This window comes from Pedobacter sp. GW460-11-11-14-TSB4 (genome assembly GCF_059423705.1).
Genome location: NZ_JBWKYI010000004.1, coordinates 234,040 through 259,559, shown reverse-complemented (window position 1 = coordinate 259,559; position 25,520 = coordinate 234,040). Strand labels below are relative to the sequence as shown.

Annotated in this window: 16 protein-coding genes; 9 read left to right on the top strand and 7 right to left on the bottom strand. The window is 42.0% G+C overall.

Going from position 1 to position 25,520, the window contains the following annotated elements:
• Positions 1–94: 94 nt before the first annotated feature.
• The 8 genes from AC07YT_RS06595 to AC07YT_RS06560 all read left to right on the top strand — a co-directional run bounded on the left by AC07YT_RS06595 (position 95) and on the right by AC07YT_RS06560 (position 13,270).
• Positions 95–3,217, top strand: coding sequence for a SusC/RagA family TonB-linked outer membrane protein (locus AC07YT_RS06595; RefSeq protein WP_086545571.1), 3,123 nt, complete (start codon positions 95–97; stop codon positions 3,215–3,217).
• Between the two features lie 8 nt (positions 3,218–3,225).
• The gene (locus AC07YT_RS06590) at positions 3,226–4,785 is read left to right on the top strand and encodes a RagB/SusD family nutrient uptake outer membrane protein (protein ID WP_086545572.1); all 1,560 of its coding nucleotides are present in this window, start codon (positions 3,226–3,228) and stop codon (positions 4,783–4,785) included.
• Positions 4,786–4,842: 57 nt separating this feature from the next.
• Positions 4,843–5,628 carry a hypothetical protein gene (locus AC07YT_RS06585; RefSeq protein WP_145954212.1) on the top strand — a complete coding sequence of 262 codons (786 nt, stop codon included), beginning with the start codon at positions 4,843–4,845 and terminating at the stop codon, positions 5,626–5,628.
• A 120-nt stretch (positions 5,629–5,748) separates the two neighbouring features.
• The gene (locus tag AC07YT_RS06580; protein WP_086545574.1) at positions 5,749–7,899 is read left to right on the top strand and encodes a glycoside hydrolase family 31 protein; all 2,151 of its coding nucleotides are present in this window, start codon (positions 5,749–5,751) and stop codon (positions 7,897–7,899) included.
• Positions 7,900–7,998: 99 nt separating this feature from the next.
• Positions 7,999–9,195: a glycoside hydrolase family 88 protein gene (locus tag AC07YT_RS06575; RefSeq protein WP_494945245.1), complete on the top strand. Its 1,197-nt coding sequence runs from the start codon at positions 7,999–8,001 to the stop codon at positions 9,193–9,195.
• 34 nt (positions 9,196–9,229) lie between these two features.
• Positions 9,230–10,570, top strand: a complete 1,341-nt coding sequence (locus AC07YT_RS06570; RefSeq protein ID WP_086545575.1) for a polysaccharide lyase 6 family protein — start codon at positions 9,230–9,232, stop codon at positions 10,568–10,570.
• Between the two features lie 80 nt (positions 10,571–10,650).
• Positions 10,651–12,087 carry an alpha-L-fucosidase gene (locus AC07YT_RS06565; protein ID WP_086545576.1) on the top strand — a complete coding sequence of 479 codons (1,437 nt, stop codon included), beginning with the start codon at positions 10,651–10,653 and terminating at the stop codon, positions 12,085–12,087.
• A 52-nt stretch (positions 12,088–12,139) separates the two neighbouring features.
• On the top strand, positions 12,140–13,270 hold the full coding sequence (locus AC07YT_RS06560) for a glycoside hydrolase family 88 protein (protein WP_086545577.1): 1,131 nt from the start codon (positions 12,140–12,142) through the stop codon (positions 13,268–13,270).
• Between the two features lie 41 nt (positions 13,271–13,311).
• On the opposite strand, the gene AC07YT_RS06555 is transcribed toward AC07YT_RS06560, so the two are convergent.
• Both AC07YT_RS06555 and AC07YT_RS06550 read right to left on the bottom strand, forming a co-directional pair.
• Positions 13,312–14,190 (bottom strand): AraC family transcriptional regulator, encoded by an 879-nt coding sequence (locus AC07YT_RS06555; protein WP_086545578.1) that lies wholly within the window; start codon positions 14,188–14,190, stop codon positions 13,312–13,314.
• A gap of 169 nt (positions 14,191–14,359) precedes the next feature.
• Entirely contained in the window at positions 14,360–14,539 is a 180-nt protein-coding gene (locus AC07YT_RS06550) for a hypothetical protein (RefSeq protein WP_086545579.1), read from the bottom strand.
• 208 nt (positions 14,540–14,747) lie between these two features.
• Here AC07YT_RS06550 and AC07YT_RS06545 point away from each other — a divergent pair, with 208 nt between their 5' ends.
• Positions 14,748–16,895 (top strand): alpha-N-acetylglucosaminidase, encoded by a 2,148-nt coding sequence (locus tag AC07YT_RS06545; RefSeq protein ID WP_086545580.1) that lies wholly within the window; start codon positions 14,748–14,750, stop codon positions 16,893–16,895.
• On the opposite strand, the gene AC07YT_RS06540 is transcribed toward AC07YT_RS06545, so the two are convergent.
• The 5 genes from AC07YT_RS06540 to AC07YT_RS06520 are packed head-to-tail and all read right to left on the bottom strand — an operon-like array spanning position 16,837 to position 25,490.
• Positions 16,837–17,379, bottom strand: coding sequence for a LacI family DNA-binding transcriptional regulator (locus AC07YT_RS06540; protein ID WP_086545581.1), 543 nt, complete (start codon positions 17,377–17,379; stop codon positions 16,837–16,839). The two genes, AC07YT_RS06545 and AC07YT_RS06540, sit on opposite strands and share 59 nt — an antisense overlap.
• Positions 17,349–18,794 carry a right-handed parallel beta-helix repeat-containing protein gene (locus AC07YT_RS06535; RefSeq protein ID WP_086545582.1) on the bottom strand — a complete coding sequence of 482 codons (1,446 nt, stop codon included), beginning with the start codon at positions 18,792–18,794 and terminating at the stop codon, positions 17,349–17,351. Before AC07YT_RS06535 ends, AC07YT_RS06540 begins: the two co-directional genes overlap by 31 nt.
• A gap of 28 nt (positions 18,795–18,822) precedes the next feature.
• Complete coding sequence (locus AC07YT_RS06530) at positions 18,823–20,151, bottom strand: IPT/TIG domain-containing protein (RefSeq protein WP_086545583.1); 1,329 nt, start codon at positions 20,149–20,151, stop codon at positions 18,823–18,825.
• 34 nt (positions 20,152–20,185) lie between these two features.
• Positions 20,186–22,015 (bottom strand): RagB/SusD family nutrient uptake outer membrane protein, encoded by a 1,830-nt coding sequence (locus tag AC07YT_RS06525; protein WP_086545584.1) that lies wholly within the window; start codon positions 22,013–22,015, stop codon positions 20,186–20,188.
• Positions 22,016–22,055: 40 nt separating this feature from the next.
• On the bottom strand, positions 22,056–25,490 hold the full coding sequence (locus AC07YT_RS06520) for a TonB-dependent receptor (protein ID WP_086545585.1): 3,435 nt from the start codon (positions 25,488–25,490) through the stop codon (positions 22,056–22,058).
• Positions 25,491–25,520 lie beyond the last annotated feature (30 nt).

The window sequence follows — 25,520 nt, the reverse complement described above, 5'->3', positions numbered from 1 at the left end:
ATTGGCGTTACATCAATAACTTGTTGTGCGCCACCCATCGGGCCAATCAGCCCGTCTATCCAGTCGACTTTCTACTAACTTTTAATTCAGGGATATGAAAGGAAGATTTACACGATTTTTTCCCGCTGATCTGACTTTGCTGAAGGTAGCGGTATTTGCATGTATGCTAACTTTGACGAGTATTTTTAATGTTTCTGCTCAGGGGCAAACAAAAGTATCTGGAACTGTTAAAGACCGTAGCGGGGCAGGCCTCCCGGGCGTAACGGTAAGGGTGAAAGACCAGACTGGCGGAGTATCTACTGATAACGACGGTAAATTTACCATTTCAGTAGCCCCAAATGCCATTCTGCAATTTAACATGATCGGTTATAACACTGTTGAAAGGAAAGTTGGCGGCGGAGCAATCAATATTGTACTGGAAGATGCTTCAAATGCGCTAGATGAGGTGGTTGTAATCGGTTTTGGCGGCAAGGTTAAAAGAAGCGACCTTAGTTCAGCAGTTTCTTCTGTTTCCGCCAAAGATATACAGGAGCGCCAACCTGTAGACTTATTGAATGCCTTACAGGGGAAAGCCTCAGGCGTAACTGTAACCACCGATGGTGGTCCTGGAGGCGAAGGAACCGTTCAGATTAGAGGGGTAACTACCTTAAACGGTGGCGCAGGTCCGCTTTATGTGGTTGATGGCGTAATTACAGACAATGGTAGAAACATCAATCCATTGGATATTGCAGGCATTGAAATCCTGAAGGATGCAGCTTCTGCGTCTATTTATGGTGCACAAGCCGCTAATGGTGTGATTTTGATTACGACAAAAAAAGGGATTGAGGGCAAGCCCAGGGTAGATGTACAGTATACACACCTGTTTGGCAAACTGGCACATAAACTCCCGCAGAGTAATTCTGAGGAGGTTAGGGCTTTTAGAAGGTTACAGAACGGAGGATTGATCACGGCAGGCTCGAATACAGATTCATTGAACGTTTCTTTTAATTCAGATAATGATCTTCAGGATTTGTTGCTGGGTAATACCGGTCAGCGAAACCAGGTCAATGCAAGTTTGGCAGGAGCCTCAAAAACTTTTAACTATTATTCGAGCGTAAATTATATCGACGATAAATCTATTGTGATCAACAGTTTTGCGAAATCACTTCAAACCAGATTGAACATCTCTTACCAGGCATTGCCTAAGCTTAAATACACCTCGAATTTTTCGCTTTACTATCAGACCAAAAATGAAATACCCATTGCAAGAACGGTAAATGTTATTTTCGACAGGCCTGCAAACTCGCTGATCTATTATCCGGATGGGGCATTAACGAGTTATATCGCTTCGAAGCGGAATCCTGTGGCCAATGCGATGTATGAGATCAATAAAACCGAAACCTATTCGGCACAGATCAATAACCAATTGGATTTTGATCTCACCAAGCATATCAAATGGACCACACTTTTTAACCTGGCCTATGAGAATCCACAGTATACTTTTTTTGCACCACGGTATGTGAGTCCAAACCGGAATACAAACAATGGTATAAATGAACTGACCAAAAATTTCAGGTATGAAGCGCAGACCTATTTTAACTATAACCAAAAATTTAAAGACCATACCTTAAGCGCAACATTGGGGGCAAATGCCATCCGGAGAACGCAGAGTGTATTTCATTTGGAGTACCTGAATTCAGCAAGTGAGGAAATTATAGTTACCCTTCCTGCTTACCTGACGGGCTCCAAAACTTATACCACTGGTACAGCCAACACCAATCAGGCTATTTTTGCCAGGGTAAACTATGATTATAAAAGCCGGTATTTTGCCAGTGCAGTATACCGCAATGATGGTTCGTCGCGTTTTGGCCCCGAGAACAAACGCGGATCCTTTTATTCGGGATCAATGGCCTGGCGTTTTTCTGCAGAAAAGTTTATGGATTGGTCCAAGTCATTTCTTGATGATGCCAAAATCCGCGCAAGTTATGGAAGGGTTGGTAACGATCAGATCGAGGATTATGGTGCCATTACCAAAGTACAGTTTGAGGGAAATTACAATGGGATAGGTGGGGCAGCCTATAATACCACGATAGGCAACAGCCTGATTAAATGGGAAACCGGCATCCAGAAAAACCTGGGATTGGATCTTACCTTTTTGAAAGGAAGATTGAACTTCACCGGCGAACTTTATGAGAAGGAATCAAAGGACTTGTTATATCAGCGCCAGCTGGTTAAAGAAACAGGTTTTTCAACAGTTATTGTTAACCTTGGTTCTATTGTTAATAAAGGTATTGAATTCACCGTTTCCGGTACGCCAATATCCAAAAAGAATTTTTCATGGAACATAGATGCGAACATTTATTTCGAAAGGGGTACCATTAAGGAACTTGCAGGCGGCGTTCCGTTTATTGCAGGCAACAAATGGTATGTTCAGGAAGGTGGAAAAATTGGAGACTTTTATGGATGGAAAAACTTAGGGGTTTACCAATGGAACGAATCTAATGCCTATAACGATAGCTGGGATAAACTGACGGTGGTATTGGGCGCTGATAACAAACCTTTGTATGTGAACGGAAAACCACAGTACACTTTCAACGGACAGCCTTATAACGGAACCGTTCATAACCTATACGATCCTTCCGGTAAACTTGTTGGAGGAGATACCGAATGGGCAAATATCAAAAGGGATAGCCTGATTGATGATGGTGACCGTCATGTGATCGGCAATGCCCAACCCAAGTTCAATATTGGTTTTGGCAACACATTTAACTATAAGAGATTTTCACTGAATGTATTGTTCAATGCATCTATAGGTGGAGACATTTATAATACCTTGTTGTATAATGCAAACAATCCATCTAATACAGGTCCTGGTAACCCGGATGTGCTGTACAATTCCTGGCAAAAACCTGGAGATATCGCAAAGTACCCTTATTATCCAAACAGACCTTCCAGGGGGAATTTAAAAGCTAATGGCAATAGTGCCTACCTGGAAAGCCGTTCTTTTATCAGGCTTGCCAGTATGAGGTTTGCCTATAGTATGGATCCGGCCCTTGCAAAACGGTTGTATCTCAAAGGAGTAACAGCATTTATATATGGCACGAATTTATTAACGTGGACCAACTATAAGGGTTATGATCCTGAATTTAGCACTTCTAACCCCTTAACCCCCGGCGATGATACAGGGAAATATCCCAAAAGAAGAGAACTTGGATTTGGTTTAAACATCAGTTTATAATAAGCAACATGAAAACAATAAAATATACCTGTATTTTTATGCTATTGCTCACTATGGGCAGTTGCAAAAAGTTTCTTACAGAAGCTCCTGTTTCGCAGGTGTCGAGCGATAAATTCTACAAATCAAAATATGATATTGATGCCGCAATGGCGGGCATGTATTCTGCTTTTCAGCTCACTATGGTGGGCGAATCGCAGTTTAACGACCGCTACCACTATTGGGGCGAATTCAGGTCAGATAATTTCGACCGTTTTCTTTCTTATACCACTACCTACACAACAGAGATTGCACTTAATGCCCTTACCACAGATAATCCCTATGCCGATTGGTCAAGGCTTTATACCGTGATTGCCAGGGCAAACAGCAACATTAAATATATACCAGGGGTGCCAGCTTTAGATAATAATGTTACCCAGGCAATTGTTAATGCAAACCTGGCGCAGTCTTATGCCATTAGGGCAATTTCTTATTTTTACCTGGTGAGGGTTTGGGGCGATGCGCCAGTTTGGTTAGAACCCTACGAGGATAGTCAGGTTGCAGCCGAGCGGGAACGGACTAAGGCAGCGCAGATTTTAGACGAAGTGATCATCAAGGATTTAAAAACAGCATACGATCTCACCGTTAAAAATCAGAATGCATCGGTCTACTATATGAATGAAGGTGCTATTTGTGCAGCCCTGGCAGATGCGTATATGTGGAAAAAAGATTATACCAATGCTATCCTCTGGATCAATAACCTGTTTAAAGCCAGAAACCCTAAAGGCGCACTTTACACGGGTACATCTGATGCCAACCTGGAGCCAACAGCCAGCTGGAAAAGTATATTTACGGCCCCTGCAGCGAGCGTAGAAACCATATGGTCTATCCACTGGGATTTTGCCACAAACAGTTGTGCCTGCATGCAGATATCTTTTTCTCCTAATAACAGACAGATGCAACTTGATCCGCTTTTATACGCAAGTTACTTTTTGCCTCAAACCCAGCCTGTTCATACCAACGATATCAGGCCTAAACAAACATTAGATGTGTATGCAGTTGCAAATCCTAGCCTTAACAACCGTGATCGTTTCCTGAAATTCTATCCAAGTCCTTCAAACCCGGTTGGTGCAATACCCACTACAGAATTAAACCTGTATTACAATCAGAATACAGCTGTTTACCTGCCAATGTACAGGTTATCTGATATTTATCTGCTCTACGCAGAAGCACTTAACGGAAACAATGATCTGCCAAATGCACTTAAATATTTAAATTTTGTGCGGAAAAGGGCCAATGTAGATCAGTATCTGGCAACCGATGTTAAGGTAAATGCTAAAGCTGCAATGGAAAATACAATTTTGGAGGAGCGTCAATATGAGCTCATCGGCGAAGGCAAACGCTGGTTTGATCTGGTAAGAACAAACAAAGTGAAAGAAATTATGGATCCCGTGTTAAAAGACCGTCAGCTTCGAAATGGTAATACTGACATAGTCGGTTTTACAGATGTGCGACGTTCTTACTGGCCATTAAGCAGGGCTGTAATGAATTCCAATAAAAAACTGGTGCAGAACCCTGGTTACGGTGAGTAATGATTAATTTTTTAAAATTACGCCTGACTAACGTTGCAGGCTTTTAATGATATGAAAATGAAAGTTTTTAAAAATAGAATATTGCCATCAATCTTATTGATTTTGATGGCGATTAGCCAAAGCGGCTGCGGAAAAATGTTTGGTTTGGACCGTCAGAAGGATTATGATTACGTGAAGAAAACGCTTGATCCCAACATCGGGGTATCGGCCCGTAAGTTTTTGGAAGACAGGGCAACTGGTACTGGTATGGCAACCGATGCAAATGATACCGTTTTTAAGTATATGAAACTCGGCCTGGAATATGCAGGCATAGACCTTGCAGAATATGAAAAAAGTGATCGTACCTTCCTTTTCTTGCATAACCTTGGGGTAAGGGTATTACCTACAAAAGTAACCAATGGCGTAACAGTAACAACCAGTAACATACCAACAGCAGGTTTATGGTTCGATTTTCCTATTGTTACCGGCATTAATCCTACTACAGGCCTGCCAATAACGAAACCAGCTACCAAATGGAGTGATTACCCCAAAGAAGATGTCAAAAATTATTTCTTATACCTGATTGGACAGGGCAAGTATAATTTCGATAATCTCAATGCCAATAATGTGCCTGTAAAATCAATTCTGCCGGCAAATGCGGTATTATCCAAATCATCCATGTTGGGTTATGCCAACAACGGTAAGGGCTTTGACGAAAACGGGATCTTTTATCTAAAAATATTGAATAACAGCGACCAGGCGCCAATTGTGCATAACAACAGGACTAATGATCGAAGTGCAGGTTATGTAACCACCAATGGTATTGTCCACGTTTTTGGCGCATCGCTGGCCCCCTCATTGTAATTTTATCTAACAAACCGGGTATATATCAACTATGCCGGTTTGTTGTATTTTTACCTTAATCTTTAAAAGAATGTAGCCCCAGTTGAGTTCTAATTATTTGTATTTGCCCACAAAATCCTTATGAAATTATTCAGATTGCCATTTTTTGCCTTGCTTCTTCTTCACCTGCATTTTGGTTTGAAAGCCCAGGAAATAGCTTGGACGCAAATAGAGCCCGGAGTGTGGAAAGGCGTATTTGGTGCTCCGGAAGCTTATGATCTTTTAAAAGTTTCGGGCGCTAAACCCAATCACGAATCATTAAGCAAATTAGGTCAGGCAACATTTCCTTTCTCTGAGCAGGCAATCAAAGCCCAGCTTAATGATGGCAAAACCTATTTAAGAATCCCGCTTGATAAAACTGAGCAGTTATATGGTTTTGGATTGAATTTTCAAACCATACATCAGCGGGGGAAGATTTTGGAACTGCACGTAGATCATTACGGTGGAAAGGATAATGGCAGAACACATGCCCCGGTTCCTTTTTATGTTTCATCTAAGGGGTATGGTGTCTTTATCAATTCGGCAAGGTACCTTAAAGTATGGGCCGGAACAGGTATGAGGAAAGACAGTAAAGATTTTCCGGTACCAAAAGATAGAAATGCTGACAAAAGCTGGTCATCCCGCAACAATGGAGATGAAGTGGAGATTTTAGTTCCAGCGGCAGGCGTAGAAATTTACGTCTTTGCAGGGCCTAAACCGTTGGATGCCGTTAAAAGATACAATTTATTTAACGGCGGTGGTTATTTGCCGCCACGGTGGGGCCTTGGTTTTACACAAAGGGTAATGACACGTTCAACTGCTGCGGATGTAGAAAAAGAAGTCAATAGCTTTGAAGAAAAGGGATATCCATTAGATTTTGTAGGCCTTGAACCTGGCTGGCAAAGTAAAGCTTACCCAGGAACTTTTTCGTGGGATAAAAATAGGTTCGCCGAACCTGCTGGTTTTGTAAAAAACATGCTGGACAAAGGGATCAGGTTAAATCTTTGGATTAACCCTTACGTTTCGCCAGATGCACCGTTTTATAAAGAAATCAGGCCCTTAACCGCTTCACATACCGTTTGGTTGGGTGCTGTGCCAGATTTTAACTTGCCAAAAGCACGACAGCTTTTCTTTGGTCAATTGCAAAAAGACCAGGTAGCGATTGGAGTAAGTGGATATAAAATTGATGAGGTCGACGGATATGATTATTATTTATGGCCAGATGTTGCCACTTTTCCTTCGGGTATCAGTGCTGAGCAAATGCGCCAAACTTACGGGCTGCTAATGCAGCGCTACTCTGCTGATATCTTCAAAAACAGTAACAAACGCACCTATGGTTTGGTTAGGGCATCTAACGGCGGTGGAACTTCTTTTCCTTATGTAATTTATAACGATTATTATAACCATGAAGACTTTGTTACCGCCATTATTAATAGTGGTTATGCCGGCGTACTGTGGACACCGGAGGTGAGGGCTTCTAAAACAGGAGAGGAGTGGTTGAGGAGGTTTCAATCCAATGTTTTCTCGCCTATGGCTATGATCAACGCCTGGGCAAGTGGTACCAAACCCTGGACTTATCCTGATGTAGAAAAACAGGTGAAGGAGTATGCTTTATTAAGGATGAGGATGATGCCTTATTGGTATAGCGAATCTGCAAAATACCATTTTGAAGGTATACCGCCTTTTAGGGGAATGAATTTAGAAGAAGGTTTTACACAGGAAGCAAAAATGGAAAAAAAAGCGAATGTTGATTTAGAAGAAAACCCCTATGCAGAAGCTACTTCCAGGGAGATTAAGGATCAGTACATGGCAGGTGAATATTTACTTGTTGCACCAATGTTTACAGGTCAGACTGAGCGAAAAGTAATTTTACCAAAAGGCAGGTGGTATGATTTTTATACTGGTGTTTTTGTCGGCGATGGACAGGTTATCACCGTAACCCCAGGTTTAGATAAAATACCTGTTTATGTCAAAGATGGTGGAATAATCCCATTGATGCCGGCCTTACTCCACTCACCCAAATTAGGCGCGAAAGTAGATCTCGAAATTCGCCACTACGGCCAAAAAGCCAGTGAATATCATTTATATGATGATGATGGAGAAACTTTTGAATTTGAAAGAGGCGCGTTTACCTGGAGGAAAATTAAGGTAGAGCGACTTAAAAACGGCCAGTTAAAAGGAAGTATCTCTATGGCAGAGAAAGGAAAGCCAAATACCATTGGTAAAGTAAGTTTCACCTTTATGACCAGGTAATATGAAATTGATAATCGAAATTTTCATTGCTTCCGGATCATATTTTAAAAGCGGGTTGATGAAACTCCCGGAAGTTCAATTAATCCCTATAAACCCATGATGATGATCAAAATTAGATACCTTATTCCAGCAATTATTTTATTGTTCCTGCAAACCGCTGCTTTTGCGCAGGATATAAATGTTAAAAAAGCCTTTCAACAGGCTGCTGTCCAAACCCAATTGATGTTGCTGGAAATAAAAAAATCGAACGACCCAACTAAACCGGAACTAATTTCTCCACGAACATTAGATCATGGGGTACTTAAACTCGTTGCCAGCAGAGATTGGACAAGCGGGTTTTTTCCGGGTGTATTATGGTATCTGGATGAATATTATAAAACCGATCAATGGAAAACCCAAGCAAGAGCGTTTACTACACCTATAGAAAACGAAAAGAATAACGCTACTACCCACGATATGGGTTTTAAAGTTTTTTGTAGCGTAGGCAATGCATTCCGTTTAACGGGAAATGCACACGATAAAGAGGTTATTATTGCAGCGGCAAAGACCTTGTCAACCCGATTTAACAATAAAACAGGGGTGATCCTATCCTGGGACCATAGCCGGGATAAATGGGTAAACCCGGTAATTATCGATAACATGATGAACCTGGAACTGTTATTCGAAGCCACTAAATTAACAGGCGATTCATCCTTCCATAAAATTGCAGTAAGCCATGCCAATACTACCATGAAAAATCATTTTCGTGAAGATTTTAGCTCCTATCACGTGGTCGATTATGATCCTAAAACTGGCGGCGTAATTAAGAAAACTACTCATCAGGGCTATCGTAATTCATCTGCCTGGGCCCGCGGGCAGGCATGGGGCTTGTACGGTTATACCTTATGTTACCGGTACACTAAAAATCCCGCTTATCTAAAACAGGCAGAAAATATTGCAAAGTTTATCTTCACTCATCCGAATATGCCAAAAGATCTGGTGCCTTATTGGGATTTTGACGCGCCCCACATTCCAAATGAACCAAGAGACGCATCAGCTGCAGCTGTTATTGCTTCCGGTTTGTATGAATTAAGCAGGTACAGCAAGAACAAAACGGATTATTATCAAAAGGCAAACCAGATTTTGAAAAGTTTAAGTACAACTTATGCTGCGCCAGCAGGAACTGCTAAAGGCTTTATTTTATTGCATAGTACAGGTTCAAAACCATCAGATAGTGAGGTTGATGTACCACTGAGTTATGCCGATTATTATTATTTAGAGGCGCTGCTGCGGTATAAAAACTATAAAAAGCAGTAGGACGCTGATTTACAGCATATAAATAACCAAATATATGAGACTGAATTTTTATTTAACAGGAATCCTGATAGTTTGTTCGATCTATGGATCTGCAAAAGATTATAAAATAAGCGCTGCAGCTGAGTTGACTGCTTTAAACCTGTTGCCAGGAGATAACGTCATTCTTAAAAATGGCGAATGGAAAAATCAACAACTGGTATTTAAAGGTAATGGTACACGCTCAAAGCCCATCACTTTTGTAGCAGAGACGGGCGGAAACGTGGTCTTTACAGGGACAGCTTCACTAAGAATTGAGGGAACCTGGTTAATTGCAGATGGAATGTCGTTTAAGGATGGTTTTACAAAAGGTGAAGATGTGATCACATTTTCCGAAAAATCTGCTAATTGCCGTTTAACAAATTCGTCGGTTATAGGTTATAATCCGCCTGATCAGGCTACGGAATATACATTTACCTCACTCTATGGCGATCACAACAGGGTAGATCATTGTTATTTTGAAGGTAAAACCAATCAGGCGCCCACCTTAGTCGTATGGCTTTCAGACCAGCCTAACTACCATCAGATAGACCATAATTATTTTGGTCCACGACCAGATATCGGCGGAAATGGGGGCGAAACCATCCGGATTGGCACAAGCACCTGGTCTATGTATGATTCATTCACAAAAGTTGATGCGAACATTTTCGCGCACTGCAATGGTGAGACTGAGATTGTTTCTGTTAAATCATGCAGGAATACCATATCTAATAATTTATTTTTCGAAAGCGTGGGTACTTTGACCTTGCGCCATGGCAATTACAATGAAGTGTCCGGGAATATTTTCATCGGAAACAAAATTGAAAATACTGGTGGTATCCGCGTAATCGGCGAACATCACAAAGTATACAATAATTATCTGCAAGGTTTAACCGGTACCGGTTTGCGAGCTGCAATATCGGTAATGGATGGACTGCCGAATCCGATTTTGGTAAGCCATTGGCAGGTGAAATATGCAGATATTACGTCCAATACAATTGTAGACTGCAAAGAGGCTTTTTCACTTGGTGCAGGCAAAAATGCTGACCGGATATTGCCTCCACAGAAAGTGGTGGTTACCAATAATCTGGTAAAAGCAGATACTCATCCGGTAAGCTGGGTTGATAAAAATGCTGATGTGATTTTTAACGGAAATGTGTTGGTTGCCACTTCAACTCCACTAAATCTTGATAAAGGTTTTAGTGTTAGCGATGCAAAATTCGAAAAACAGGAAGGTGTCTGGAACATAAAACAGCAAAAAGCCGGAGCAAGGGTAAATCATGACCAGCTTTCAATACTAAAGGCAAAAAATATTGGCCCTAATTGGTTTAAACCAATACAAACAATGGTAGTTAAATAAACTAAATAATAATCAATTTTGGTGATCGTATGCTTAAAAAACAAAGGGTTATAATTTCAATTTCTTAATAAAATAATATGATGAAGAAACTTAGTTGTCTGCTTTTGATATTTACTTTTTCAGTTGCTATTGTAAAATCTCAACAGCAGGTATCGCAAAACGACAAAATGGAATGGTGGCGGGAAGCCCGTTTTGGTATGTTCATCCATTTTGGGGTATATGCCCAGCTGGCAGGCGAATATAACGGACACCAACAGGCCAGAGGTGGTGCAGAATGGATTATGAACAGGATGAAAGTACCGGTAGCAGAATATAAAGCAATAGCAGAAAAATTTAATCCTGTAAAATTCGATGCCGATTTATGGGTTAAAATGGCCAAAGATGCTGGAATGAAGTATCTGATCATTACGGCCAAACACCACGATGGCTTTGCGCTGTTTGATTCGAAAGCAAGCGATTGGGACATTGTTGATGCCACACCCTACAAAAAGGATTTGTTAAAACCTCTTGCCGCTGCCTGTAAAAAATATGGCATCAGATTAGGTTTTTATTACTCTCAGGCACAAGACTGGGGTAATGCTGGCGGTTCGGTAGCCAGAAAGTTAATGGCCGAAGGCTGGCCGAATCCCGATAGCACTAAAATTAACCGTTATACCCAGGAACATAAAGGACACTGGGATCCGGCGCAGGAAACATCGTCTTTTGCGCAATATATCGATCGGGTTGCTGTGCCTCAGGTAAAAGAGCTGATGACCAATTATGGTGATATTGCGGTATTGTGGTGGGATACCCCAACCAACATGACAGATGAGGCTGCCTTAAAGTTACAGGAGCAGTTAAAATTACAGCCCAACATCATTACAAACGATAGGTTAAAACGACCAAACTTCCCGGGAGATACCAAAACACCTGAACAGAAAATCCCAAATTTAAGCGAGCTGGACGGTAAAGACTGGGAAACCTGTATGACCATGAACGGTACATGGGGATTCAGGAATTCGGATACCAACTGGAAATCATCGGCTACTTTGATTCGTAATTTGGTAGATATTGCTTCAAAAGGCGGGAACTATCTATTAAATGTCGGGCCAAAACCAGATGGGTCTTTCCCAGAGGCAAGTGTAGAACGGTTAAAAGACCTGGGCGCCTGGATGAAGATATACAGTGAGGCAATATATGCTACACAAGCCAGTCCTATCCAGTCGCAAACCTGGGGTAGGGTAACCAGAAAGGATCTGGCTAACGGAAATACCACCTTGTATTTTTCTGTTTTCGAGTGGCCGGCAAACGGAGAACTGATGGTGAAAGGTATATCACGCGAGTTGATATCAGCCCGGTTACTGAACAATGGAGGTAAAGTAACCTGGAAAAAAGAAGCAGATCAGGTAACGCTAAAATTACCACCCGGTGCACCCAATCAGGTAGCCAGTGTGATCAAAGTAGAAGTAAAAGGCAAAATGCAGACCTGGCTTGAAGGATCTGGCAAGGAGAAAATGAAAACAGGAGCCATAGATTAGGCAGGCTTTATAAGTCGTTTAGATTGGTTTACTAATCAAATTGAACATGCATATGAAAAAAAATATTATCGTAATCCTGGGATTATTATTTGCTTTTCCCACCATCAGTTTACCGCAGTCAGCAGATTTAAAAAAATGGCCTAAAGGTGTTTCACCAGAAGAAGTAGGTAGTAGAGTTGCGGTCAGGTTTGTAGCTACTCCGCATACCAATTTTAATAAACCAACCCCACCCAGGGTAATTACTTACGCAGAAAGCTGTGCCTGGTACGGTGCACTAAAATTTGCCAAAGCATCGGCAAACAGTAGCCTGAAAAATGAGCTGATCAAAAGATTTGAACCCATGTTCGCTCAGGAAGCCAGTATGATTCCCCCGGTAACAAATGTAGATTATGCCGTTTTTGGAGCTGTGCCCCTTCAGCTCTTTATACAAACAGGTGATAAAAAATATCAGGAAATGGGGCAAGCTATTGCCGATAAACAATGGGCAGCACCAGATTCAGGTGTGAAGGTTAACCCGGACCAGCTGGCCGCTTTTAAAAGTGGCTATACATGGCATACACGGATGTGGATAGACGATATGTTTATGATAACCGCTTTACAGGCCCAGGCCTATAGGGTGACCAAAGATGACAAATATATCAATAGGGCAGCAAAGGAAATGGTATTGTACCTGGATTCACTTCAGCGGCCAAACGGCCTGTTTTATCATGCACCAGATGTTCCTTTCTTTTGGGCAAGAGGCAATGGATGGATGGCAGCCGGCATGGCCGAAATATTAACCTCCCTGCCCGCTAACAACCCCGATCGATCACGGATTTTGAAAGGTTATCAAATAATGATGGCTTCTTTGTTAAAATACCAGGCACCTTCTGGTTTGTGGCGGCAATTGATAGATGAACCCCTATCCTGGGAGGAAAGTTCATCAACAGGTATGTTTGCCTATGCCATGGTGGTAGGAGTGAAAAAAGGTTGGTTGGCTAAAGAAAAATATGCTCCGGCGGCAAGAAAAGCCTGGATAGGGCTGGTATCTTATCTCGATGAAAATGCCAATGTGAAAGAAGTATGTGAGGGTACTAATAAGAAAAACGATAAACAATATTACCTGGACAGAAAAAGGGTAACCGGTGATCTGCATGGACAGGCACCCATTTTATGGACAGCTGCAGCATTAATAGAACCATAGTTTTTAATTTTAACCATTCAGTTATCGCCAGTGCAAATTGGTCAATTTGTACCTTGTGAAATAAATTCTCGCTGATAGCTTAGTGGGCTTTTTCCTGTAGTAATTTTGAAATATTTATGGAAACTGGCCATGTTGTTAAATCCGCTTTCATAACACAATTGTTTGATATTGAGTTTGTTCTCTATCAATAGCCGGCAGGCATGGCCAACCTTTATTTCGGTTAAAAACCGTGAATATGTTTTGCCCGTTTTAGATTTAAAGTACCTGCAAAATGAATTTGGACTGATGACGGCTACACTTGCAATTTCTTCCAGATGTATTTTCCGCCTGAAATTTTCTAGCGTGAAATTGTATATCGCATTAATTTTTATATTGGAGGTTTCATCATAATCCTGCTTAAAACCGATGGAAGAAAGTTTAACAGTTTGATTGCAGTTGGCAATCAGGTTGAGCGCTTCCATTAATAATATGATGCGGGAAGCCCCGTCTGATTCCAGCATCCTTTCAAGCAGGCCGGCTACTTTTACCTTGATTTTACCATTCACTTGCAAGCCCCTTCTGCTGTTTTCCAATAAAGACTTAATGGCCTTGTTTTCGGGCAGGTTCAGGAATTGATCTCCCCAAAAGTTTTCGCTAAAATGTGCCACCCTAACATCAGCCTGTACGTTAGATTGATCTTTGAAATAACAATCATCAAATCTCCAGTAATGGGCAAGATGAGGGCCAACCAGTACAATATCCCCTGATCTAAAGCTTTTGATATTGTCGCCAATAAATTGTGTACCTACGCCTTTTTTTAGATGGATGAGTTCAATCTCCGGATGATAATGCCATTTGTTGTTCATGTAAGGAACCAGGTCTCTCCTCACGCTAAAAGACTGCGTAGGTGTAGTTGAAACTTTTAGTAATTGCGGTTTCATATCTGATTAGGTCTATATTCGGTCTATTAATATACCACAGAATTAGATATCGTTTTGTGGTTATGCCAATATTGTTGAGTCATTGGGTAATATTTTCCTGTTAGAAGATCTTATTCTTTTCGTTGTAAGAATAAAGGACTCAATCTCATCAGGAAATCACATTTATCCATTATGGCCCATTAAATAATTTTTCGGCCAGATAGGGGCTGAAATCCTTAATTCTGCTCGTTTCCATATCCTGTCGCGGCCATACTTTTATGCCGCTAACCGTTCCCTTTTGTGCCCAAACCAATAGCGGGCAGGCTGCAGATAGTATGTAAAATAATAAACCAATTAGCTGCTTTTTCATAATGGAATGATGTTAAAACACAAACATTTAGGGCAATGCTAATCAAAAAAAGAATAAATAAAATAAGGAAAAATAACACAATCGATTGCGGCATACGGAACAATCGATTGTGCTATTTTTAGGGCCTTCCAGGCCATATTCCGCTTAGCTTTTTACTATTTATTTTATTTAGTTTCGGTCTTTTTGAAATTGAAAACCGAATAATTTTATGCGAAAATTTACCTGTTTACTTTTATTTTTAGTCCCTTTAAATCTTTTGGCGCAGCCGTTTAAGTCGGTACAGGAGCTGATCAAGCGGCGTACACCATGGTTGACAAACCAAGTGGTTTTTAAACAGCTGCAAAGTGGTCAGAAAGATGTGTTTGAGTTGAAGAGTATCGGGAAGAAACTAATGATTAGTGCTTCCGGCGCCAATGCTGCCGCAGTTGGATTGAACTGGTATCTAAAATACTATTGTAATCGCTCCATGTCGCACATGGGTGATAACCTTTCGGCAGTATATCCAATTCCACAGGTACAGAAGAAAGTTCGCGTTGAAGCTCCTGCCAAATACCGTTATGCTTTAAACTATTGTACGTATAACTATACCATGAGCTTTTACGACTGGAAAGATTGGGAGCATGAGCTGGACTGGATGGCTTTAAATGGCGTTAACCTGATGCTCACCGTAAATGGCATGGAAGCCGTATGGCAGAATACACTGAAGCAGATCGGCTATTCTGATCAGGAGATTAACGATTTTTTAGTTGGACCGGCTTATACCGCCTGGTGGCTGATGGGAAACATTCAGGGGTGGGGAGGCCCGATGCCTCAAAGTCAGATCGATGGTCGTAAAGCTTTACAGCAAAAAATGATGGCCAGGATGAAAGAACTGGGCATAGCGCCAGTATTACAAGGGTTTTATGGAATGGTTCCTGCATCTTTGAAAGATAAGGGTAAAGCGCAAATTATTGACCAAAAAACCTGGGGTGCATTTAAACGACCAGATATTTTAGTTCCTGATCGGGCTGACTTCACCAGAATAGCAGGTATATATTATGCTGAACTTCGGAAAGCATATGGAAAAGACATCCGCTTTTTTGCAGGTGATCCTTTTCATGAAGGTGGAATCACCGAGGGCATAGACTTGAAGGCAGCAGGCAAATCTATTCAAATGGAGATGCAAAAGAGTTTTCCCGGATCAATATGGGTTCTTCAAGGCTGGCAGGATAATCCCAAACAGCAAATGCTTGATGGCCTTGATAAGTCACATGTGCTGGTACAGGAGCTGTTTGGCGAATTCACCAACAACTGGGAGAAAAGGAAGGGTTACGACGCTACGCCATTTATTTGGAGTGTGGTAAACAATTTTGGCGAAAGACCAGGGCTGTACGGGAAACTGCAACGCTTTGCAGACGAAGTAGACAGGATCAGAAAAGGCCCGTACAAGGATGTTTTAAGCGGAGTAGGGATTATGCCGGAGGGGCTCAATAATAATCCGCCGGTATACGACCTGATGTTGGAGCTGGGCTGGAGAAATGACCATGTGGAGGTTAAAGACTGGTTGAGCAGTTATACTAAATACCGCTATGGAAACTCAAACCCTCATATTGATAAAGCCTGGCAGGGTTTTCTCGAAACCATTTATCAAAGCATTCCGGGTTATCAGGAAGGGGCTAGTGAATCGGTTTTTTGCATCCGTCCGGCACTTGATACGAAGGCTGTTTCTCATTGGGGCACCCGGGTGAGAACCTATGATCTTATAAAATTTAAAGAGGCGGCGCTGGAATTCGCAAAAGCAGCACCAGAATTTAAAAATTCTGATACTTACCAGATTGATCTGATCAATATTTTAAGACAGGTATTGGCCAATGATGGTGAGCAGGTTTTTCAGGCGATGATTAAGGCTTACCAGGAGAAAAACACGGAGCAGTTTACCAAAGTATCCGCTCAGTTTCTTGACATGATCCGTTTAACCGACGATCTGTTATCTGCACACCCTTATTACCGGTTGAATACTTACAAAACCCAGGCTTTAAGTTTGGGAAAAACAAAGGAAGAGAAAAAGCTGAACCTCCAAAACGCGATGATGCTGATCACTTATTGGGGCGAAAACAACCCGGCAGAAGATAACCTGCATGATTATGCCTATAAGGAATGGGGAGGCTTAATGAAGGATTATTACCTGGTTAGGTGGAAGATGTATATCGAATATTTACAGCAAGAGCTCCAGGGCAAGAACATGCAAGCTCCCAAATTTTTTGATTGGGAGCGTGCATGGGTAACGCAAAATATGGAACTCAAAGCAGAGAGGAAGGTTAAGCCTCTATCTGAGGTAGTTGCTGAAGTTCTAAAATTGAAAACAGTTGCTCAATAACCTGATGAGGCTGATCACTAATGATATTCCTGTTGTCTAAAATAACAACAGGAATATTGTACCTTTTTAACTGTTCAATCTGCTTTAAAGGTGTTCTGGGTTTGCTCAGGGCAATCAGAATACCGTCAACCCTCACATTCATCATGTTTTCGAGGATTTGTCTTTCCTGCTCGGGTTTTTTAAATGACTGACCAAATATCACATTGTAATTTTTGTTATGGGAAAAGCGCTCAATTTTACTCAGGATAGAACAGTAAAAAGGTTCAGCAATATCCGGAAGCACAACACCTACGGTAAAGGTTTTTCCCTGTTTCAGGAATATGGCATTCTGATTAGGATGATAGTTTAACTCCTCGGCAATTTTATTGACCCTCATAGTAGTAACAAGTCCGATGCTTGGATGCCCTCTGAGGGCTCTGGATACTGTTGAAGGATTTATCTTTAGCCTTCTGGCTATATCTTTGATGGTAGGGATCTTTTCCATTTTTTTAATAGGTTAGCGTAAAACTTTGAACTGACGATTTTTAAGGTAGAATTGGCATCCTGACCGCTTGATTTTTTCCAGACCTGGAAATCTGTGATTGGACTACCATTGGTACTGTTCCAGATCCATTGCGATTTTTCCATGCTAAAATAGCGGTTATGGTCAATGAGGTTATCACTTCCGCTTGAGGTATACTTATGCACAAGAACATCTGCAGGTCCTGCATAAACACGGTTGTATTTGATCACATTACTATCGCAGTGTTCTGTCAGTCTGATTTCTCCTTCTATTTCTCCGAATGCACCTAACACGCGGTTGTTCTGAAATAGAGAATTGTTCATTATGCTGCAGTTTTTGGTGCCCGAGATGGTGTAATTTAAATAATCACCCAGATAAATACCGGCACGGTAACAGTTGTAAACCAGGTTGTTCCTTACGGTAGTGGTCCTTGTCGGATAGATATTGCTTTCGCTAACCAGGCCGATTCCTCTATCACTTTCGTAAACAATGTTCCTTTCAATCAGGGTATTGGCGCCTCCGCAAACATAGATGGAGATGGCACCATATCGATCAGCTCCCCATGTTTCAGGGGTTTTAGTCATGCTGTTGTGGTGAAAAATATTGTCGCTGATGACCCCGTTTCGGGCATAATTGGTGGCTATAGCTCCCTTCGGATTGAGGCCGTCGCCACCGGCAACAATAACACCAATGTTCTCGGTATCATACACTTTATTATTCCTGAAAATGAAGCCATCTATATTTCCTGCGAGGGTTACATTTTCGCTGGTTCCGGTTTGCGTATCATGAACGGTGCAACCGGTAATCGACAGGTTTGAAATGGGGGTATCACTGCTCCCAATCACGAGTATGGCATGTCCACTTCTGCCCTGAGCAAGGGTAGTGGTATTTTTAATGTTGTAAATGTTGCAGTTTTTAACAGCAATATGCTGCCCGCTGCCGTAAATGGCAATGCCCTGGGGATCTGTATTAACCATAGCACTATGCAGGTTGCAAATGTCAAAACCATCAATGCTTACCCAGCTCATGTTGCTAAGCGTAACTAACGCCTGCCATCCGGTAACTTCGATTTTGCTGCCATCAATCACAGGTTTTTCTTTCGGGTAATTTTGAAGGCTGATGGTTTTGCCTGGCTTGCCTGATTTGGGGAATTTTACCTGCTGATGGTAAGTTCCACCCCGCACCACTACCTGATCTCCTGGCTCAGCTTTACGTAGTGCTGCATTAATGGTTTGAAATGGCGCGCTGATGCTTCCTACATTCGTATCCGAGCCGTTAACGGATACGTAATATTTGTGCGCGTTATTTTTAATTTGAAATGTAGCCGCAAATGTTTTACCAGCACAGACCAGGGCCTGTGCTAGTAAAAATAGGTCTAAAAAACAGTAAAATTTCATGTATTATTGAAATTAGGACTTGATTAAATTATTCTGAAACGATCTTTCTGATCCTGTTGTTGTTTTTGTCGATTACATAGACCGTCCCGTTTTTGTCTACAGCAACTCCGCCAGGTGCACTGAAGGAAGCCTGTTGTCCAAATCCGTCTGTGGAGCCTGCCACGTTGCTTCCTGCAAATGTGCTCACCTGGTAGGTATTTGCCTGGATTAAGCGGATACTTTGATCAGGATTGCTGGTGCTTCCACCACCGGTTCCGTTACCTGCCACATAAATATTATCGTTGCTATCTATGGCAATGCCCCATGGGTAAGCAAATTGCGCCGATTTGCCATCGCCGTTTAAATAACCTACTTTGTCTTGCTGCCCCGCAACAATGCTTCCCTGCCAGCTACCGGCATTAAATTTTCTAATCACCTGATCGCCATGCGCAGATACGAATAAATTACCTGCATGGTCAAATTTAATTCCGGCAGGATAATTAAGGCCCGAAATGGTTTCCTTGGTGCTACCCTGGGCATCGATCTGATAAACGCTTCCCGGGCTCGAACAGCTCGCATAGTAGACTTTGCCACTGCTTTTGTCAAAAGCAACGCTCCATGGTGCCTGACTGCCAAAACCCCATGTCTTGGCCTGTCCATCAGGGGTGATCATTCTGATGTCCCAGTTGCCAGGGTCTACACAATATAGGTTGCCACTGCCATCAATCGCAAGGTCATAAGGCAAAGAAAAATTTGCAGCAGTGCCTTTACCATCTGCATAACCAGCAACTGCAGGATTACCTGCCAGGGTACTCACGTTTCCTTCGGGATCGATTTTACGGATACAATGGTTACCTGGATCTGCTACATAGATATTGAGTTGATCGTCTACCACAATGCCGGAACTTCTGTACCAATTTTGCCCTGAAAAGTTGAAAGAGGCATCTGTTCCTTTGCCATTGGCAAATCCTGCGTTACCAGAACCTGCAAGGGTTGTAACTGTTCGTGTATATTCATAATTAAAAATGGCCACACTTGAAGTTTCTTTATTTTCTATCTTCACTTTTATCGGACCTGATTTCGATTTTTTCGGCACCACTACCATGATCTGCGTCGCGCTGGCCCCAATTACTTTAAGCGACAGGTCATTTAAAGTCACAGCGATTTTGGAGAGATCAGAAGTGAAGTTAGTTCCGGTAATGAGTACCTCTGTGCCACCGCCACCTTTTTTGGGAATAAAATCTGAAATAGCGATTGGAGAAGACGGATTATAACCGTCGGTTTTATCTTTTTTGCAGCCTGCAATAAGGAGCAGGAAGCAGATCGTATAGCTTAACAAGCGCGAACGCTCTGCCGTTATATTGATGAATCTTTTCATGTAATTCTGATTTAAATACATTATGATGCTTTAATTACCAACCTGGGTTTTGTACCAGCGCCCTGTCACGGTCGAGCTGGTATTGAGAAATAGGGAAGAGGTACATCTTGTTCTCCCAGGCTCTTTTTTGGAATAACGTGCGCTTGTAAAAACCGGTAAAACCAAATCCCAGTCCCCCGTCATCTTCATTCACATTCATGGTATAGATATTTTGATTTTCGGGAGCACCCAATTGTAGTCTTCTGATCAGCGTATAATACCTGTCGCCTTCGAAGCATAATTCTACCTGTCTTTCTTTAAGAATGTACTTTCTCATGAGTTCCTTATTTCCAACAGCATTAGGATATACAGTTTCAATTCCCGGGAGGCCAGCCCTGGTTCTAACCAGGTTTAGCGTTTGCACAATCTCAGGATTCGAAGGATCATACTCATTTAAAGCTTCGGCATAATTGAGCAGAATCTCCGCATAGCGCATAATGATGAAGGGCCTGTAGTTGGTAGCATCCTGCCTGATGTTATCAGCCGGGCTGATGTTTTTTAGAAAATTATAACCCGTGATGTTATTGGTAATTCCGGTGGCTTTGGCGCCAGCTTTACCCGAATAATAAAATTCTACGCGACCGGTACCATCTACATTGCCGGCTGAAGAATAATAATTTTTGTCATCAACAGTAGGCGCAGGCAATACCGGACGGCCATTGTATTGGATATATGCATAAAAACGGGCTTCCCTGTTGGCATACATATTCCACTGTCCTTTTTTATGCCCCCAGCTCTGATCGCTGTTGTTTTCTGCAAAGCCGGTTTCGGTATATTGCGATAAAGGATCATCAATAGCGCGTCCATTGTTCATGTAAAAGGCATCCACTACATTTTGAGTGGCATTGTACAGATTGATTCCCCCCGGATTAGGTGAAGATGCTTTGGTGTATCCCCAATAGTTCCATGAATTTCTGGAGAACAGGATCTCGCTGTTCCAATTGGTGAGGAAAAGATCCCTTACTGAAAAATAAGGATCAAACCTGGTACCACCGTTATCCAGATTGGTGAATAATTTAAAAGCATTGAGGTTTATCACGGCTTTCGCAGCATCTGCGGCAATTTTCCATTTATTTGGATCAAATGATGTGGGAGCAAGTGCCTTTCCATCCTGATTTTTTAGCGAGCTGAATGCCGGGTTTCCGTTCCATAGTGGACTGGCTGCCCAAAGTGCAAGTTGTGATTTTACTGCCAGGCAGGTTCCCTTTGAAGGTCGGCCATAGTTACTGGAAGAAGCCCAGTTTACCGGCAGATCAACGGCTGCTTCATCCATTAATTGATTTACGTAGTCTTTGCATTCATCAAAAGTATTCCTGGGATATTTGTTGAAATCCTCATCAAGGGCAAGGGAACCCGTTAATTTTACCACCGGTCCGTATTGTTTGATCAATTGCCAGTAAAACCAGCCCCTTAAGAATTTTGATTCTGCTTTGTATTGCGTTTTTAAAGCTGAACTCAGCTGCGACTCAGGTACTCTTCCTACATTGGCTTCAAAAATAAAAGTTGACCGGATGCCGGTGTAATAAAGGTCCCAATGGTCATAATAGGCGTTTACAGGGCTCCAGTTCCCGGCAACCATTTGCCTGATATTTGTACCCGGGATAGAAACAGATGCTTCATCGCTAATGCCGATATGTGCAAAGTCGATTTCGAGCACGGCACCATAAATGTTATAGAGGTAGGATTCTGCATTTGCCCGGTTGCTCCAAAGGATATCTGAAGTAAGAAGGTTATCTGGCTTTTCGTCCAGGTGTTTACAGGCCGATAGGATACTTGTTAAAAACAATGTCCCTGCTGCTATCATGATTAAATATTTACTTTTCATCAGAATATTTTTTAATGCTTATAATTGATCAATATGTCTTTTAAAGGGATGCTTTCAGTCCCAGCGCAAATGTTCTCAAAGGCGGATAGCCTGCCGCGTTGGCGCCAAGTTCCGGATCCCATAATTTAAATTTTGAGAAAGTGAGTAGGTTCTGACCCGAGAGATATAGATACACTGACTTGATTGATATCCTGGTTAGAAAAGCATCCGAAAATTTATAACCTAAAGTGGCTTGTTTTAAGCGTACGAAGCTGCCATCTTTAGACCACCAGGTGCTAGGCTGATAATTATTGCTGTTCTGATTCGAAATCCCCAGTCTGGGATAATAGGCATCTTGCCTTGGATTTTCAACAGTCCACCTGTTTTCCAGAATAGCCAGCATACCAGAAGGGTACTGACCCATGCCTGTAAAAGGCACTATACCTGCTCCACTTGCTCCATCACCAGTTACTGCAGCACCATTGGCCATAAATGATACATCAGAAATACCCTGGAAGAAAAGAGAAAGGTCTACACCTTTATAGCCTACAGTAAATCCTGCTCCATAAAGTTTGGTTGGAACGTCTGATTTTCCGGTATACACCCTGTCGAAACTGTTGATCACCCCATCACCGTTCATGTCTTTGTACTTGATGTCTCCTGGTTTTAAATTTGTACCAAACTGGGTCGGACTTGCGGCAATCTGTTCGGCAGAAGTGAATAATCCCTCAGCAATGTACATCAGGTTGTCTCCTAATTTCTGCCCGGTTGCCTGCTGATAGGCATATAGCTGCCTGGGTTCATCCCTTTCGACGATCTTATTGTTGTTATAGGTGAAATTACCATAAAGGCGAAGCGATACCTTTCCAATCTGCTCGTTGTATTCCAAGTTGGCATCTACCCCTTGATTATTCATCTCTCCTAAATTGGCGAATACGGTTCCGGTTACCCCCAGGATTCCCGAGAGTGAGCTGCGGGCAATGAGGATATTTTTTCTTCTTTCTTTATACAGGTCTACTGTGATATTCAGTTTATTGAATAAACCAATTTCTGTACCGATATTGTCTTTGATCGCTTTTTCCCAGGTTAGGTTTTCTACACCGAACACACTTTCTGTAACACCATTTACGATAGCGCCATTAAAACCTAAACCTATAGAGCGACCTGGGCCATATTGACTCAGATAAGGAAACCTCTTCAATCCATTATAAATTCCAATCTGATCATTTCCTACAATTCCATGCGATCCTCTAATTTTTAGCAGGTTCACAGCAGCCGATAGATTTTTGAAAAAGGGTTCTTTTGAAATCACCCAGCCCGCCGAAACAGAAGGGAAAAATCCAAATCTTTTACCGGGTTCAAAGTTTTCCGAACCGGTATAACCTGCGTCAAATTCAAGCAAATAACGGTCTGCATAATCGTAAGTAGCCCTTACCGCCATGCCTTGGTTTTTGTAGGGGATTGAAGAAATCACATCTCCTGCGGAGCTAACCACCCTGGTGCGCATATTGTATAAAAATAAACCACCAAAATGATGATTGCCAAACCTGCGGTCGTAAGTGACATTGGTTTCCAGGTACATCTTTTTCTCCGCACTTGATGATTGTGAATAACCCAAAAACTGTTCTCCAATCCGCGATTGGTTAAGGATCAGGTTACCATCCGCATCTCTTGCACTGGCCAGGAAAAGGTTGTTCCTTCCAGTTCGCCTGTTGTCGTTTTCACTGTAAGAATCAAAGGAGAACCTGGCCATTGCGCTCAAGCCGGGTATAAAACGGTCTAATTTCTGATTGATGGAGAAAATGGATTGTATGGTGGGACGAAACTCTGTTGCGTAACCCGAATTTTGGATTTCATTGAGCGGATTACTGCCTCCATTGTTAAACGGCCCGGCCCATGAGCCGTCCGGGTACTGGATCGGGAAAGCAATAGGCGGGGTTAAATAGGCGTTATACCAGATTCTGCCAGCTGATAAACCTGGGTACCTGCTGCTCACCAGCATGGCGTCCAGATTCATTGACAAAAGCGTTGTCGGGCTGAGGTCGATGTCGAGATTGGTCCTGAAATCATATCTTTTAAAATTTAAATTTGGGTTATAACCATTTTGTTCGGTCACTTTATAACTGCCATCCTGATTATAAAAAGAGGCAGAAACATAGTACCTCACGCTTGGAGAACCACCGCTTACATTTAAATTGGTGTTGAAACCAGGAGCCCAGTCCTTATAGGTTGATTTGATCCAGTTTACATTAGGATAGAGATAAGGATCCAAGCCACTTGCAGTTTTCTGGATAATTTCTTCTGAATATACGGGTTGATTGCCATCGTTAATATTGGCTTCATTATAGAGTCTCATCCACGAAACACCATCCAGCATATTTGGTGTTTTAGTAAGGCCAGACATGGAGGCTTCAGTTTTTATTGAAATGAGCGGTTTACCGGCAGTACCCCGTTTGGTGTTGATGATTAAAACACCATTGGCACCTCTGGCGCCATATACGGCAGTGGCTGACGCATCTTTAAGTAAGGAAATGCTTTGTATGTCTTCCGGGTCGATGTTGTTGTAAGAGCCTCCGAAAGAGCTGTTTACATCATCCCGTTGTACACCGTCAATAATAATCAGTGGTTCTGTATTGCCGGTAAAAGTTCCTATGCCCCTGATGGTAAAGGAGGCATTGTCGTATCCTGGTTCACCACTTCTTTGCATGGAGATAATACCAGCTACTTTACCGGCCAACGAATTTGAAAGAGAACGGTTAGGAGTCTGCATATCCGACATATTGATGGTGCTAACGGCACCGGTAATGGTCACCTTCTTTTGTTTTCCATAACCTACAACGACTACATCCTCAAGGGATTTGTCTTCTTCTGTCAGGTTGATGCTGATTTCAGTCTGTTCGCCCAGAAGTATTTCTTTGGTGATGAAACCCACGATCTGAATCACCAGTGTTTCATTTTTATCTGCCTGGATTTTAAAGTTTCCATAAGCATCTGTAGAAGTTGCTTTTTTAGTGCCTTTGACGGACACCGTTGCCCCCGGAATAGGATTTCCTTTTAAATCGGTTACTTTACCCCGTATTTCCTGACTACTGAACATGCTGCTCAGTTTGTCAACAGCCTTGTCCAGAAGTGAAGTTTCTTTTGCTTTGATCAGAATGGTATTTCCATCAATTACGTAGGTTAAGGGGAGGTTACCCAGAATTTTTTTTACTGCAGTTTCCAATTCTTCATTTTCGATAGAAATGGTAATGGGGGTGATCCCGTTGATGACTTTTCTATCGAACAGAAAATTATATCCACTTTGATTATGGATCTTTTCTAATGCATTTTTTAATGATATCCGACGTTCATTAAGGGTAATGCGTTGCCCGAAGCTTGCCGCACTTACCTGCATTAGCGTTAAAAGAAGTATGATGGTGGTTAGGCGCATAATCATCCATATTTTACGGACATAACGGTTCGTTATACCCGATTTGCTGGCATAAAATCTATACATTTTGTTATATTTGGTTGTGCAGTGGCCGAT